The 14,787-nt window shown below is 70.8% G+C and carries 12 protein-coding genes; 8 read left to right on the forward strand and 4 right to left on the reverse strand.

Annotated features, from left to right (window positions below):
- The first annotated feature begins 13 nt into the window (after nucleotides 1-13).
- Both MQP27_RS08410 and MQP27_RS08415 read left to right on the forward strand, forming a co-directional pair.
- A complete protein-coding gene (locus MQP27_RS08410; protein ID WP_242763111.1) occupies nucleotides 14-2,677 on the forward strand; it encodes a cellulose binding domain-containing protein in 2,664 nt (887 codons plus the stop codon).
- 144 nt (nucleotides 2,678-2,821) lie between these two features.
- On the forward strand, nucleotides 2,822-3,244 hold the full coding sequence (locus tag MQP27_RS08415; RefSeq protein ID WP_242763114.1) for a hypothetical protein: 423 nt from the start codon (nucleotides 2,822-2,824) through the stop codon (nucleotides 3,242-3,244).
- A 45-nt stretch (nucleotides 3,245-3,289) separates the two neighbouring features.
- On the opposite strand, the gene MQP27_RS08420 is transcribed toward MQP27_RS08415, so the two are convergent.
- Entirely contained in the window at nucleotides 3,290-5,167 is a 1,878-nt protein-coding gene (locus MQP27_RS08420) for a rhamnogalacturonan lyase (protein WP_308289917.1), read from the reverse strand.
- Nucleotides 5,168-5,206: 39 nt separating this feature from the next.
- On the reverse strand, nucleotides 5,207-6,178 hold the full coding sequence (locus MQP27_RS08425) for a helix-turn-helix transcriptional regulator (RefSeq protein ID WP_242763117.1): 972 nt from the start codon (nucleotides 6,176-6,178) through the stop codon (nucleotides 5,207-5,209).
- 62 nt (nucleotides 6,179-6,240) lie between these two features.
- On the opposite strand from MQP27_RS08425, the gene MQP27_RS08430 reads away from it, so the two are divergent.
- A complete protein-coding gene (locus MQP27_RS08430; protein ID WP_242763119.1) occupies nucleotides 6,241-6,720 on the forward strand; it encodes a hypothetical protein in 480 nt (159 codons plus the stop codon).
- Nucleotides 6,717-7,184, forward strand: a complete 468-nt coding sequence (locus MQP27_RS08435) for a hypothetical protein (protein WP_242763122.1) — start codon at nucleotides 6,717-6,719, stop codon at nucleotides 7,182-7,184. Before MQP27_RS08430 ends, MQP27_RS08435 begins: the two co-directional genes overlap by 4 nt.
- Here the strand turns inward: MQP27_RS08435 and MQP27_RS08440 are convergent.
- Together MQP27_RS08440 and MQP27_RS08445 are read right to left on the reverse strand one after the other, a co-directional pair.
- Nucleotides 7,162-7,911 carry a class I SAM-dependent methyltransferase gene (locus MQP27_RS08440; RefSeq protein WP_242763124.1) on the reverse strand — a complete coding sequence of 250 codons (750 nt, stop codon included), beginning with the start codon at nucleotides 7,909-7,911 and terminating at the stop codon, nucleotides 7,162-7,164. The genes MQP27_RS08435 and MQP27_RS08440 overlap by 23 nt on opposite strands.
- Nucleotides 7,912-7,916: 5 nt before the next feature.
- Entirely contained in the window at nucleotides 7,917-8,222 is a 306-nt protein-coding gene (locus MQP27_RS08445) for a 4a-hydroxytetrahydrobiopterin dehydratase (RefSeq protein WP_242763126.1), read from the reverse strand.
- 147 nt (nucleotides 8,223-8,369) lie between these two features.
- Between MQP27_RS08445 and MQP27_RS08450 the strand changes: the two genes are divergently transcribed.
- The 4 genes from MQP27_RS08450 (at nucleotide 8,370) to MQP27_RS08465 (ending at nucleotide 14,787) form a co-directional block, all read left to right on the forward strand.
- Entirely contained in the window at nucleotides 8,370-9,200 is an 831-nt protein-coding gene (locus tag MQP27_RS08450) for a helix-turn-helix domain-containing protein (protein ID WP_242763128.1), read from the forward strand.
- 106 nt (nucleotides 9,201-9,306) lie between these two features.
- Complete coding sequence (locus MQP27_RS08455) at nucleotides 9,307-10,170, forward strand: Sco1979 family transcriptional regulator (RefSeq protein WP_242763139.1); 864 nt, start codon at nucleotides 9,307-9,309, stop codon at nucleotides 10,168-10,170.
- A gap of 41 nt (nucleotides 10,171-10,211) precedes the next feature.
- Nucleotides 10,212-11,018 (forward strand): SAM-dependent methyltransferase, encoded by an 807-nt coding sequence (locus MQP27_RS08460; protein WP_242763142.1) that lies wholly within the window; start codon nucleotides 10,212-10,214, stop codon nucleotides 11,016-11,018.
- 85 nt (nucleotides 11,019-11,103) lie between these two features.
- Complete coding sequence (locus MQP27_RS08465; protein ID WP_242763145.1) at nucleotides 11,104-14,787, forward strand: nitrate reductase subunit alpha; 3,684 nt, start codon at nucleotides 11,104-11,106, stop codon at nucleotides 14,785-14,787.

Here is a 14,787-nt window from a genome sequence, read left to right on the forward strand (position 1 = left end):
AAAGGACTCCCCCGTGCGAAGAACCCGCGTCCTGACGGCAGTCCTCGCCCTCGCCGCCGGCTTACTGGCGGGCACCCCACCCGCACTCGCCGCCGCCGGCACCGCCGGAACCACGCTCGCCGCCGACACGTACACCTGGAAGAACGCCCGGATCGACGGCGGCGGCTTCGTCCCCGGGATCGTCTTCAACCGCACCGAGAAGAACCTCGCCTACGCCCGCACCGACATCGGCGGCGCGTACCGCTGGCAGGAGTCGACGAAGACCTGGACGCCGCTGCTGGACTCGGTCGGCTGGGCCGACTGGGGGCACACGGGGGTCGTCAGTCTCGCCTCCGACTCCGTCGATCCGAACAAGGTGTACGCGGCTGTCGGCACATACACCAACAGCTGGGACCCGACGAACGGGGCCGTACTCAGGTCCGCCGACCGGGGCGCGAGCTGGCAGAAGACGGACCTGCCCTTCAAGCTGGGCGGCAACATGCCCGGGCGGGGCATGGGCGAGCGGCTGGCGATCGACCCGAACAAGGACAGCGTGCTGTATCTGGGCGCGCCGAGCGGGAAGGGACTGTGGCGGTCGACGGACTCCGGGGTCACCTGGTCGCAGGTGGCGAACTTCCCCGACGTCGGCAACTACGTGCAGGATCCGACCGACACGAGCGGATACGCGAGTGACAACCAGGGGATCGTCTGGGTCACCTTCGACGAGGCCGGCGGGACCTCGGGCGGTGCCACGAAGACCATCTACGTCGGGGTCGCCGACAAGGACAACGCGGTGTACCGGTCGACGGACGCGGGCGCGACCTGGACGCGGCTGGCCGGTCAGCCGACCGGATACCTCGCCCACAAAGGGGTGTTGGACGCCAAGAACGGTTACCTCTACCTCGCTTACAGCGACAAGGGCGGCCCGTACGACGGCGGCAAGGGGCAGCTGTGGCGGTACGCGACGGCGACCGGCACCTGGACGAACATCAGCCCGGTGGCGGAGGCCGACACCTACTACGGCTTCAGCGGTCTGACCGTCGACCGGCAGCACCCGGGCACGGTCATGGCGACGGCGTACAGCTCCTGGTGGCCGGACACCCAGATCTTCCGCTCCACGGACAGCGGCGGAACCTGGACGAAGGCCTGGGACTACACGTCGTACCCCAACCGCTCGAACCGCTACACGATCGACGTCTCGGCCACGCCCTGGCTGACCTTCGGCGCGAACCCGTCACCGCCCGAACAGACCCCGAAACTGGGGTGGATGACGGAGTCGCTGGAGATCGACCCGTTCAACTCCGACCGGATGATGTACGGGACGGGGGCGACGCTGTACGGCACCGAGGACCTCACCAAGTGGGACAGCGGGGGCCAGTTCACCGTGAAGCCCATGGTGCAGGGCCTGGAGGAGACGGCGGTCAACGATTTGGCGTCCCCGCCGAGCGGCGCCCCGCTGCTCAGCGCCCTCGGTGACATCGGCGGCTTCCGGCACACGGACCTCACCAAGGTCCCGTCGATGTTGTTCACTTCGCCGACCTTCACGACGACCACGAGCCTGGACTTCGCCGAGTCGAACCCCAACACGGTGGTACGGGTGGGCGATCTGGACTCCGGCCCGCACATCGCGTTCTCGACGGACAACGGCGCGAACTGGTTCGCGGGGACGGATCCTTCGGGTGTCAGCGGCGGCGGGACGGTGGCGGCGGCGTCGGACGGCAGCCGCTTCGTGTGGAGCCCGGCCGGTACCGGGGTGCAGTACGCGACGGGCTTCGGTTCGTCGTGGTCGGCGTCGAGCGGTATCCCGTCCGGCGCGATCGTGGAGTCGGACAGGGTCGACCCCAAGACCTTCTACGGCTTCAAGTCGGGGAAGTTCTACGTCAGTTCGGACGGCGGCGCGACCTTCGCGGCGTCCTCGGCGACCGGGCTCCCGTCCGGTGACAGCGTGCGCTTCAAGGCGCTGCCCGGCACGAAGGGGGATGTGTGGCTCGCGGGCGGGGCCACGGACGGTGCGTACGGCCTGTGGCACTCCACCGACTCCGGCTCGACCTTCACCAAGCTCTCGAACGTCGAGCAGGCCGACACGATCGGCTTCGGCAAGGCGGCGACGGGGGCCTCGTACCAGACGCTCTACACCAGCGCGAAGATCGGCGGCGTACGCGGGATCTTCCGCTCGACCGACAAGGGCGCGACCTGGACCCGCGTCAACGACGATGCCCACCAGTGGGGTTGGACGGGCGCGGCGATCACGGGTGACCCGCGGGTCTACGGCCGGGTGTACGTCTCGACCAACGGCCGGGGTGTCATCTACGGCGACACCTCCGACACCAGCGGAGGCGGCGACGGCGGTGGCGGCGGCACGGACCCGACGCCCACGGGCGCCTGCACGGTGACGTACAAGATCACCAACCAGTGGTCGGGCGGCTTCCAGGCGGACGTGCAGCTCAGCAACACCGGCTCAACCGCGTGGAATGGCTGGTCACTTGGCTGGTCCTTCGCGGACGGCCAGAAGATCACCCAACTCTGGAACGCCGACTACACCCAATCGGGCACGGCGGTGACCGCGAAGAACGTGACCTGGAACGCCACCGTGGCGGCAGGCTCCTCCGTGGGCTTCGGCTTCACGGGGAGCTGGTCGGGGGCGAACACGAAACCGACCGCGTTCAAGCTGGGCGATCAATCCTGCACGACGGCCTGACCGAAGGGTGTGCGCCCGACCAGCGCACACCCTTCTCACGCCGGATACGGTCCACCATCTCCGCCCAGATTCGGGCCGCCGCCCGTCCCGCCGGTTTCCAGACCGGCGTGGGCGCGCAAACGGGTGCTCCTTCCCGTTGCCGCGGTGGTCCTCCTCGTCGGGATCGGCATCGGGTCGGCCGGGAACGGCGGCGACAGCCAGGAGTCCGCCGCCGAGCCGGGACCCACCGTCACGGTCACGGCCAAGTCGGAGGCCGAGAAGGACACCGCCGACACCGCCCCCGAGGGCAAGGCGGTGTTCAAGGTGTGGGGCTCGGCCCCCTCCGGGGTGGAGATCACCTACGGCAACGACGGCACCAACCTGCAGGGCAGCCGCCTGCCGATGACGAAGACCCTGACCGTCAAGGACGACGCCCTCTACTACCAGGTGACGGCCCAGCTCATGGGCGGCGGCGACGTCCACTGCTCCGTCACCATCGACGGGAAGACCAAGACCGGCCGGGCCCAGGGCGGCTACAACATCTGCTCCGCCCAGCTCAACAGCGACTTCACCGGAGGGTTCAGCTAGTCGGACGGGGACGCGCTCTTCGCGCGAGCGCGTCCCCGCTCTCCTTCACGGCGTGTATATCGTCGGCCGCGGTGCCGTCGGCATCCCGTCGCCGATGAAAAAGCTCGGGTGCGGGGGCTGGTTGTAGGCGGTGTTCTGCCAGGCCAGGGCCGTGCGGTACTGGGTGTCGTGGAGGAGCGTCGTGATCCTCGTCGTCGTTTCGTACGGCGTGGAGTAGATGCGCAGGGCCGTGTTGTCGGCCGTCGGCCAGACCACCTCCTCGCGCCAGTCGCCCAGGATGTCCCCGGAGAGGGACGGCGTGGCCTTGGTGCTGTTGTTGGAGTGGACGCCCGAGCCGGTCAGCAGGCGGGTGTCGGCGGACGTGCCGTACTTGTCGATGTGGGTGTCGTCGAGGAGTTCTCGGACCGGGTCGGCGTCCCACCAGGACAGGAAGTTGATGCTGGACGGCTTGCGGGAGGCGACGACCGTGCCCTGCGGGTTGCGGACGCCGTCCGCGTGCGAGGACCAGGACTCGGCGCCCGCGCTGCCCGCCCAGATGTCGCCCGCGACGCCCCGGCCGTTGTCGCCGTTGGCCGGGGTGGACCAGAGGATCTGGCCCGTCCTCGCGTCCGCCATCCAGGAGGAGGGCTTGGAGCCGTCCTCGTCGACCTTGAACTCCTCCAGGCCCGCCCGGGAGGGGTCCAGATCGCCGACGTGCATCGCGTCGCCGTGGCCGTTCTTCGTGGTCCACAGCCCGTTGCCGTTGTCGTCCACGGCCATCGAGCCGTACACGATCTCGTCCTTGCCGTCCCCGTCCACGTCGGCCACCGACAGCTGGTGGTTGCCCTGGCCGTCGTATCCCTTCCCGGAGTTGGTCGAGGAGTTGGTGTCGAAGGTCCAGCGGCGGGTGAAGGCGCCGCCCCGCCAGTCCCAGGCCGCGATCACCGTACGGGTGTAGTAGCCGCGGGCCATGACGAGGGAGGGGCGGGAGCCGTCGAGGTACGCCGTCCCGGCGAGGAAGCGGTCGACCCGGTTGCCGTACGAGTCGCCCCAGGACGAGACCGTGCCGCGCGCCGGGACGTAGTCGACGGTCCCCATCGCCTTGCCGGTCTGGCCGTTGAACATCGTCAGGTACTCCGGGCCGGACAGGACGTACCCCGACGAGTTGCGGTAGTCGGCGGAGGAGCTGCCGATCACCGTGCCGGTGCCGTCGACCGTGCCGTCGGCCGTCTTCATCGCGACCTCGGCCTTGCCGTCGCCGTCGTAGTCGTACACCTGGAACTGCGTGTAGTGCGCGCCGGAGCGGATGTTGCGGCCCAGGTCGATGCGCCACAGGCGGGTGCCGTCGAGCTTGATGCCGTCGATGACGGTGTTTCCGGTGTAGCCGGACTGGGAGTTGTCCTTGGCGTTCGTCGGCTGCCACTTGAGGACGAAGTCCAGTTGGCCGTCGCCGTCGAGGTCGCCGACGGAGGCGTCGTTCGCCTCGTAGGTGTAGGCGACTCCGTCGGGGGTCGTGCCGCCGGCGGGCGGGGTGATGGGCACGTCCTTGTAGCCGGTGCGGAACTGGATCGCGTGTTCCGAGTCGGCCTGTTCGACTCCGCCCACGATCGCGCGGACCGTGTAGTCGGCCTGGGCGGGGGCGCCGGAGTGGAAGAAGTTCGTGGAGCCGGTGATCGGGGTGGAGTTGACCTTCGTACCGGCCCGGTAGACGTTGAAGGAGACGTCGTTCGGGTCGGTGCCGAGCCAGCGCCAGCTGACCAGGTTGCCGCTGTCGGTGTGGACGCTGACCAGGCCCCGGTCGAGCTTCTCGACCTGGCGGGCGGTGGCGGCCTGAGCGGTGCCGGTGGTGGCCAGTGCGGTGAGCCCGGCGGCGACCAGGGCCGCGGCCGAGGTCACTGCTGAGAGGAGGGCTCGGCGTCTGCGGTGCCTGTGCGGGTGCTGCACGTGACGAACCTCCAGTGAGGACGGACGGGTTCCGCCCCCTCAGTCGCCGCCGTCCGCCCCCTCGTTGCCCCGCCTTTGCGCCAACTTGGCGTATCTTCCGGCCAGTTCGGAGACGGTCGCGGCGATGTGGGAGCGCAGCTCGGGCGGCTCCAGCACCTCGATGTCGGCGCCCAGGCGCAGGAATTCGCCGTGTGCGCGCTCGACGGACTCGATGGGGACGGTGGCCACGGTCCAGCCGTCCTCGTCCGTACGGCCCTCGACTGCCCTCGGCAGCCGCACGCCCGGCGCCAGGCGGACGACCGCCTCGCCCTGGTAGAGCCGGTCGTGGAAGTCCCGCTGATACGCCGCCCAGTACGCGGCCAGGTCGAAGTCGTCGGGGCGGGCGAACTCCTCGTCACAGACGGCGAGTTCGAGGATCTGGTCGACGCGGAAGGTGCGCGGTCCTGGACCGGCGACGACATACCAGCGGCCCGCCTTCAACACCAGTCCGTACGGCTCCAACCGGCGCTCCACATCGGTGGGTTCGGCCCAGCGGCGGTACAGGACGTGCAGCACCCGGCCGTTCCACACCGCGTCGGCCACCGCCGGGAGGTACGGCGCCTCCTCGGCGTCCGCGTACCAGCCGGGCGCGTCCAGGTGGAAGCGGCCGCTGATCCGGTCCGCGTGGGCGCGCAGCTCCGGCGGCAGGGCGGCGCGGACCTTGAGCTGGGCGGCGGCCAGCACGGAGCCGAGGCCGAGCTCGGCGGCGGGGCCGGGGGCGCCGGCGAGGAAGAGTGCCTCGGCCTCGTCGGCGGTGAGGCCGGTCAGCCGGGTGCGGTAGCCGTCCAGCAGCCGGTAGCCGCCGGCGTGGCCCGCGTCGCCGTACAGCGGGACGCCCGCCGCGCTCAGGGCCTCGACGTCCCGGTACACCGTGCGCACCGAGACCTCCAGCTCCTCGGCGAGCTGGGCGGCGGTCATCCGGCCCCGGGTCTGGAGCAGGAGCAGGATCGAGACGAGACGGCTGGACCTCACCCCTCCAGAATTCCAGACTCCACTGACAGAAGGTGTCAGTGAAGCGGTCCTAGCTTCGGCTCATGGCCTTCACGGAGAAACTGCTGACCGTACTGCCGCCGATCGAGGTGGCCGGCCGGCGGATCAAGCGCTACCACGTAACCGCCGACCCCTCCGGCATCGCACCGGACGTCGAGAAGGCGGCGTACGCGATCCTCCCGGAGCTGCTGCCGGAGCCCGACGGCACTCCGCCCGCGACGTTCGTCGTCGTTCACCGGGGAAACGACGACGGCGCGTACATCAACGCCTACAGCTGGGTCTGGGACAACGTCCTGCACTACGGCAACGCGGCGGCGGGCCAGCCGGTGCTCGGCTGCCCGGACGCGGACCCGACCCACTTCGTCAGGCCGCAGGCCCCCTGGATCGGCTGTGTCTTCGAGCTGCCGCCGGTCCTGCACGAGCGGGACGCCTGGGTGCGGCACATGCTCGCGCCCGACGTCCCGGACATCGAGGCCTACCTGTCCGACTCCCTGCCCGCAGGAACCACTGGAGACCGCTCATGAGCAGCCCGCACGACTTCGACTTCTTCCACGGCGAGTGGGAGGTCACGAACCACCGCCGGACCGACTTCCTGGACCCGGACAGCGACTGGGTGGAGTTCCCGGCGACGAGCCGCTGCTGGCCCTTGTTCGACGGGGCGGCGAACGTCGACGAGATCGACATGCCGTATCTGGGTGCGAAGGGCGCGACCCTGCGGCTGTTCGACCAGCAGACCCGGCAGTGGTCGCTGAACTGGGCCGCGAGCCGGACCGGCACGCTCTTCCCGCCGGTGACCGGCCGTTTCGACGGCGACCGCGGGGAGTTCCACGGCGACGACACACACGACGGGAAGGACGTACGGGTGCGGTTCGTCTGGTCGGGCATGTCGCCGACCTCGGCCCACTGGGAGCAGGCGTTCTCGGTCGACGGCGGGCGGAGCTGGGTCACCAACTGGACGATGGACTTCAGCCGGCCGACGACTTCCTGAAGGCCCGCAGTGTGAACTCCGGGTCGGGGCGCGGCCGTTCCTGGTCGGGCAGGGCCGCGAGGCGCTCGGCGAAGCGTTCGGTCCGCGGGTCGCCGGGCGGCAGCCGGGTGAACCAGCCGCGGCGCAGGTCGGCCAGGGTGCGCCGGGGGCTGCGGCCCTGGCCCCGGCCCGGGAAGCGGGCCTGCCCGGCGGGGTGCAGCCGGTGCGCGGCCGCGTACGCCTCCACCAGTGGCGCGGCGTCGGGGGCCGGGCGGCGCGGGCGTGCGGCGAGGACGGCGTCGATGTCGCTGCCCACGTCGTGCGCGGCGGCCTTGTCGACGGTGGTGACATACGTGCCGCCGGGCTTCAGGACGCGGGCGCACTCGGCGACCGCGGCCCGTACGTCCTCGGGGTCGTCGAGGAGGTGCAGCAGCCAGATGCTGGTCACGGCGTCGAAGGCCGCGTCCGGGAAGGGCAGGGCGCGGCTGTCGGCGAGGACGATCGCGCCGGGCAGCCGGGCGCCGGCCATCCGGGCCATGCCGTACGTCAGGTCGGCGCCCGTCACCCGGGCGGCGGGGAGCCCGGCCGCGAGCCGCCGGGTGACGATGCCGGTGCCGCAGCCCACGTCGAGGAGGCGGGCGGTGCCGGCCGGGAGGAGGCCGAGCACGGCGTCGGTGGCCGCCTCGGCCCTGGGTTCGCCGCCGCGTGTGGCGTCGTACCCGGCGGCTTCCTTGTCGTAGTCGAGCACGCGCGTCAGTGTGCCCCGTGCCCCTGTGCGAGCTCCGTCACCCGCTGGGCGAGCTCGAAGTCCTTCGTGGTCAGGGCGCCGCCCGCGCTGTGGGTGTGCACGGACAGGGCGATCGTGTTGTAGCCGAGGGTGAGGTCGGAGTGGTGGTCGAGCTCCTCCTGGACCTGGGCGATGTGCACGACCATCGCGGTCGCGGCGAAGTGCGAGCCGAGGCGGTAGGTGCGGGTGAGGCGGCCGTCGTCGACGGACCAGCCCGGCAGCTCCGCGAGCCGGTCCTCGATCTCCTTCTGCGACAGGGGTTCGACGGGCATGGCCTCGCTCCTTCCTGGATGTCGGGTACATCTCCAGGCTGCCACAGCCGCGCCGCGTCGGCCCAGGTCAGTACGGGCGGGGCGGACGCCCGGGCCGCCCTCCCGCGTACTCCACGGCACGTGCGCTCCTCGACTACCGTCGTACGTATGACCACCGCCGCGACCCCCGAAACCGCCCCCGCCACCACTCCCGCCGGCCAGGGCGTCGGCCCGCTGCTGCGGGCGTGGCGGGAGCAACGGCGGGTCAGCCAGCTGGAGTTGGCGCTGCGGGCGGACTCCTCGGCCCGGCACATCAGCTTCATCGAGACGGGCCGGTCCCGGCCGAGCGAGGAGATGGTGCTGAGGCTGGCCGAGCACCTGGACGTCCCGGTGCGCGAGCGCAACTCCCTGCTGCTGGCGGCCGGTTACGCCCCGCACTACCCGGAGACCCCGCTCGACGACCCGGCGCTGGACGCCCTGCGCGAGGGCATCGAGCGTCTGATCCAGGGTTACGAGCCCTACCCGGCCCTGGTGGTCGACGCGACGTACGACGTGGTGGCCGCGAACCGGGGCATCGCGATGCTGCTGGACGGCATCCCGGAGCACCTGCTGCAACCGCCCCTGAACGCCATGCGGTTGACCCTGCACCCGGAGGGCCTGGCCCCCCGCATCCGCAACCTGCGCGCATGGCGCGGCCACCTCCTGCACCAGATGGAACGCCAGATCGCCCTCCAACGCTCCGCGCCACTGCGGAAGTTGTACGAGGAGGTCGCCGCGTACCCCGTACCGGATTCGGCCGTGGACGACGAACCGGCCGAGCCGGCGCCGCACTTCGCCCTCCCGATGCGCATCGACCACGAGGGCCGCACGCTCTCCTTCATCTCCTCCATCTCCACCTTCAACACCCCGATGGATGTGACGGTCGCCGAGCTGGCGATCGAGACCTTCCTCCCGGCCGACCCTGCGACGGTCAAGTACCTGCGGTCACTGCTTCCCTGAGCCGTTCGGAACACGTGGCGAGCGCCTCACCCTCGACCCCGTGAGACTGACAGCGGAACATGACACACTGCTTCGCGCAGACTTGGAACCCAGGGGAGGCGGGCACGTGAGTGAGCGGCGGCCCGCGCCCACCGTGGGCCAGGTGGTGCTGGGCAAGCGGTTGCAGGAGCTGCGGGAGGCCGCCGGCCTCAAGCGCGAGGAGGCCGCCCGCGTACTGCGGGTCGCCCCGGCGACCGTGCGGCGCATGGAGATGGCCGAGGTCTCGCTGAAGATCCCGTACGTCCAGGTGCTCCTGGAGACCTACGGCGTCCAGGAGGACGAGGCGGCCGCGTTCGTCACGCTGGCCGAGGAGGCGAACCAGCCGGGCTGGTGGCAGCGCTTCCACGACGTGCTGCCGGACTGGTTCAGCCTGTACGTCAGCCTGGAGGGCGCCGCCCGGCTGGTCCGCTCGTACGAGCCGCACTTCGTGCCCGGGCTGCTCCAGACCGAGGAGTACGCGCGTGCGGTGCTGGAAGCGGGCACGATCGGGCAGGCCGGCCCGGACCTCATCGAGCGCCATGTCTCGCTGCGGATGGCCCGGCAGTCGCTGCTGGAGCGCCCGGACCCGCCCCACCTCTGGGTGATCATGGACGAGACGGTGCTGAAGCGGCCGGTGAGCATCCGCGGCGAGGTGATGCGGGAGCAGCTGGACAAGCTGCTGGACTTCGCCGAGCGGGACCGGGTCACACTTCAGGTCGCCGAGTTCAAGGACGGCCCGCACCCGGGGACGTACGCGCCCTTCACGCTGTTCCGCTTCGCCGAGCCGGAACTGCCCGACATGGTCTTCACCGAGTACCTGACCGGGGCGCTGTACCTCGACTCGCGCACGGAGGTCTCCGCGCATCTGGAGGTCCTCGACCACATGACGGCGCGGGCCGCGTCGGCCCAGCGCACGAAGAAGATCCTGCGGGAGTACCGCGAGGACTTCTGAGCCAGGCACCGCACCTTGTCCATCTGGAGGGGAAGACACGCATGACCGGATCCGACGCCGCACCGCAGATCGACACCAGCCGGCCCCACCCGGCGCGCGTCTACGACTGGTGGCTGGGCGGCAAGGACAACTACCCGGTGGACGAGGAGCTGGCCCGGAAGATCCTCTCCCTGGACGACACCGCGGTGCGCGGGGCGCGGGGCAACCGGCGGTTCATGCAGCGGGCCGTGCGCACGGTCGCCGAGGCGGGGATCCGTCAGTTCCTGGACATCGGCACGGGCATACCCACCGAGCCCAATCTGCACCAGGTGGCGCAGGGGGTGGCTCCGGAGGCCAGGGTGGTCTACGCCGACAACGACCCGATCGTGCTGCGGCACGCCCAGGCGCTGCTGCGCGGGTCCGCCGACGGCAGCACGGACTACGTGCACGCGGATGTGCGGGACGTCGACACCATCCTGCGGCTGGCCGGCGAGTCCCTGGACTTCGAGCAGCCGGTCTCGCTCTCCCTCGTCGCGCTCACGCACTACCTGGGCGACGTGGAGGACGATGTGTACGGCCTGGTCAGGCGGTACGTCGACGTGCTCGCCCCGGGCAGTTACCTGATCCTGTCGCAGGTCACGCCCGACCTCAATCCGGAGGCCATCGCCAAGGCGGCGGGCGCCTTCCGGGCCGGCGGCACGCCCTTCTTCCCCCGCACGATCGCCGAGTTCCAGCGCTTCTTCACGGGCCTGGAGCTGCTCGGCCCCGGTGTGATCCCGGTGACGGGCTGGCGTCCGGAGCCGGAGGACGTGGCGGTGCAGGCGGAGGGTGTCGTGCCGGTGTACGCGGGGGTCGCCCGCAAGGCCTGACACCACCCGTACGGCCGCCTGAACAGGTGCCTTCCCCTGCTCACCCCTAGCGTCGGGGCAAAGGGTGAGCAAGGGAGCGAGGCACGTGACCGACACGCGGATACCGCCGACCGAACCCGGAGCGGCGCTGCTGCGCGCCGGCAGGTTCTTCCGTTCCGGCACGGTGGCCCCCGACCTGCACAGCATCGGGAAGGTCGGCGGGCGCGAGGCGGATGCCTTCTACCGGGACCGCTGGAGCCACGACAAGGTCGTGAACTCCACGCACGGCGTGAACTGCACGGGTTCCTGCCGCTGGAAGGTGTACGTCAAGGACGGCATCATCACCTGGGAGACCCAGCAGACCGACTATCCCAGCGTCGGCCCGGACCGCCCCGAGTACGAGCCGCGCGGCTGCCCCCGGGGCGCCGCCTTCTCCTGGTACACGTACTCCCCCACCCGGGTGCGCTACCCCTACGTCCGCGGCGTCCTGCTGGAGCTGTACCGCGAGGCCAGACAGCGGCTGTCGGACCCGGTGCTCGCCTGGGCCGACATCCAGAACGACCCCGAGCGCCGCCGCCGTTACCAGCAGGCCCGCGGCAAGGGCGGCCTGGTGCGGGCGAGTTGGGACGAGGCGGTCGAGATCGTCGCCGCCGCCCACGTCCACACCATCAAGGCGTACGGCCCCGACCGCATCGCCGGCTTCTCCCCGATCCCGGCGATGTCGATGGTGTCGCACGCGGCCGGAGCGCGTTTCCACTCGCTGATCGGCGCGCCCATGCTCTCCTTCTACGACTGGTACGCCGACCTTCCCGTGGCCTCCCCGCAGGTGTTCGGCGACCAGACCGACGTTCCGGAGTCGGGCGACTGGTGGGACGCGGCCTATCTGATGATGTGGGGCTCGAACGTCCCGGTGACCCGCACGCCGGACGCCCACTGGATGGCGGAGGCCCGCTACCGCGGCCAGAAGGTGGTGGTGGTCGCCCCCGACTACGCGGACAACGCCAAGTTCGCCGACGAGTGGCTGCACCCGCACCCCGGCACGGACGGCGCGCTGGCCCTGGCGATGGGGCATGTGATCCTCAAGGAGTTCTTCGTCGACCGCGAGACACCGTTCTTCGCGGACTACGTACGGAAGTTCACCGACCTGCCCTTCCTGGTCACCCTCACCGAGAAGGACGGCGCCCACGTCCCGTCGAAGTTCCTGCGCGCCACCGACCTGGGCCAGAGCGGCGAGGGCGCCGAGTGGAAGACGGTCGTGCTGGACGGCGCGAGCGGTCGCGCGGTCGTCCCGAACGGCTCCCTGGGCTTTCGCTGGACCGACTCCGGCAAGGGCCGCTGGAACCTCGAACTCGGCCCGATCGACCCGCAGTTGACCCTGTACGGCCATGAGGCGTCCGGCCCGGTCGAGGTGCTGCTCCCCCGCTTCGACACCGAGGGCGGCGAGCACGGACAGGGTCGCGGGGACGTGGTCCGGCGCGGTGTTCCGGCGACCCGGCTGGGCGGCAGAGGCGGCCCGCTGGTGACGACCGTCTTCGACCTGCTCCTCGCCCAGTACGGGGTCACCCGCCCCGGCCTCCCGGGCAGCTGGCCCGCCTCCTACGAGGACGCGTCGGCGCCCGGCACACCGGCCTGGCAGGAGACTCACACCAGCGTCCCGGCGGCCAAGTGCGTCAAGATCGCCCGGGAGTTCGCGCGGACGGCCGAGCGGTCCAAGGGCCGTTGCATGATCCTGATGGGCGCGGGCACCAACCACTGGTTCCACTCCGAGACGATCTACCGTTCCTTCCTGGCCCTGCTCCAGCTCACCGGCTGCCAGGGGCGCAACGGCGGCGGCTGGGCGCACTACGTCGGCCAGGAGAAGTGCCGGCCGGTGACGGGGTGGGCGACGCTGGCGGCCGGGTCGGACTGGTCGCGTCCGCCGCGGCAGATGATCGGCGCCGCGTACTGGTTCCTCAACACCGACCAGTGGCGCTACGACCGGTTCACGGCCGAGGTACTGGCCTCGCCGCTCGGGGACGGCCGGTTCAAGGGGATGACGGGCGCCGACTGCCTTGCGCTGTCGGCCCGTTCGGGCTGGATGCCGTCGTATCCGACCTTCGACCGCAATCCGCTGGAGCTGGGCGAGGCCTTCGGCGATCCGGTGGCGAAGGCGGTGGCCGAACTGCGCGCCGGGACGCTGAAGTTCGCGTGCGAGGACCCGGACGCGCCGGAGAACTGGCCGCGTGTGCTGACGCTGTGGCGGGCCAACCTGCTCGGCTCGTCGGCGAAGGGCGCCGAGTACTTCACGAAGCATCTGCTGGGCACGCACTCGTCGTTGAGCGCGGAGGAGGCCTCCCCCGACGAGCGGCCCCGTGACGTGACCTGGCGGGACGAGGCGCCCCAGGGCAAGCTCGACCTGCTGCTGTCGCTGGACTTCCGGCAGACCTCGTCCACGCTGCTGTCGGACGTCGTCCTGCCGGCCGCCACCTGGTACGAGAAGCACGACCTGTCGTCCACCGACATGCACCCCTACGTGCACTCCTTCACACCGGCCGTGGATCCGCCGTGGCAGGCGCGCACCGACTTCGACGCCTTCAAGGCACTGGCGGAACGGCTGAGCGAGCTGGCCGTCGACCATCTCGGCGTGCGTAGGGACCTGGTGGCGGCCCCGCTCCAGCACGACACCCCGGGCGAGATCGCCCAGCCGGGCGGAGTGGTCCTGGACTGGAAGCGCGGCGAGTGCGAGGCGGTGCCGGGGAAGACGATGCCGAACCTGGTGGTCGTGGAGCGGGACTACACAGCGATCGGCGCCAAGTTCACGGCCCTGGGTCCGCTGGTCGAGCAACTCGGCCTGCCAGCCAAGGGAATCGCCCTCAAGCCGGACCAAGAGGTCGCGCATCTAAGGCAGTTGAACGGCACCGGATATCAGGGCCGCCCCTCCCTGGACACGGCCGTGAAGGCGGCGAACACCATCCTCGCCCTGTCCGGCACCACCAACGGCCGGCTCGCCACCCAGGGCTTCCACACCCTGGAGGAGCGCACCGGGCAGGCGATGGCGCACCTGGCGGCCGAGCACGAGGGCAAGCGGATCACGTACGCCGACACCCAGGCGGCGCCCGTCCCGGTGATCACCTCGCCGGAGTGGTCGGGCAGCGAGTCCGGTGGCCGCCGCTACACCGCCTTCACGCTCAACACCGAGCATCTGAAGCCCTGGCACACCCTCACCGGCCGCCAGCACTTCTTCCTCGACCACGACTGGATCCACGAGCTGGGCGAGGCGCTGCCCGTCTACCGGCCGCCGCTCGACATGCACCGGCTGTTCGGCGAACCGCGGCTCGGACCGGACGGGCAGCGGGAGGTGACGGTCCGTTACCTCACCCCGCACAACAAGTGGTCCATCCACTCCGAGTACCAGGACAACCTGTTCATGCTCGCCCTCTCCCGCGGCGGCCAGAACATCTGGATGTCCCCGCAGGACGCCGAGGCGATCGGCGTGGCCGACAACGACTGGGTCGAGGCGGTCAACCGCAACGGCGTGGTCGTGGCCCGCGCGGTCGTCTCGCACCGGATGCCGTCCGGCACGGTCTACATGCACCACGCCCAGGAGCGCACGGTCAACGTCCCCAAGGCCGAGACCACCGGAAAACGCGGCGGCATCCACAACTCGCTCACCCGCCTGATCCTCAAACCGTCCCATCTCGTCGGCGGCTACGCCCAGTTGAGCTGGGCCTTCAACTACCTGGGCCCGACGGGCAACCAGCGCGACGAGGTGACGGTCATCCGCCGCCGCAGCCAGGAGGTCGAGTACTGA

It is taken from the genome of Streptomyces cylindrosporus, assembly GCF_022698165.1.
Classification (GTDB): Bacteria; Actinomycetota; Actinomycetes; order Streptomycetales; family Streptomycetaceae; genus Streptomyces; species Streptomyces cylindrosporus.

Bases quoted from the DNA above. Each gene is read 5' to 3' on its own strand.
- MQP27_RS08430 (WP_242763119.1), top strand. From the start codon at position 6,241: ATGGCCTTCACGGAGAAACTGCTGACCGTACTGCCGCCGATCGAGGTG.
- MQP27_RS08435 (WP_242763122.1), top strand. From the start codon at position 6,717: ATGAGCAGCCCGCACGACTTCGACTTCTTCCACGGCGAGTGGGAGGTC.
- MQP27_RS08450 (WP_242763128.1), top strand. From the start codon at position 8,370: ATGACCACCGCCGCGACCCCCGAAACCGCCCCCGCCACCACTCCCGCC.
- MQP27_RS08460 (WP_242763142.1), top strand. From the start codon at position 10,212: ATGACCGGATCCGACGCCGCACCGCAGATCGACACCAGCCGGCCCCAC.
- MQP27_RS08445 (WP_242763126.1), bottom strand. From the start codon at position 8,222: ATGCCCGTCGAACCCCTGTCGCAGAAGGAGATCGAGGACCGGCTCGCG.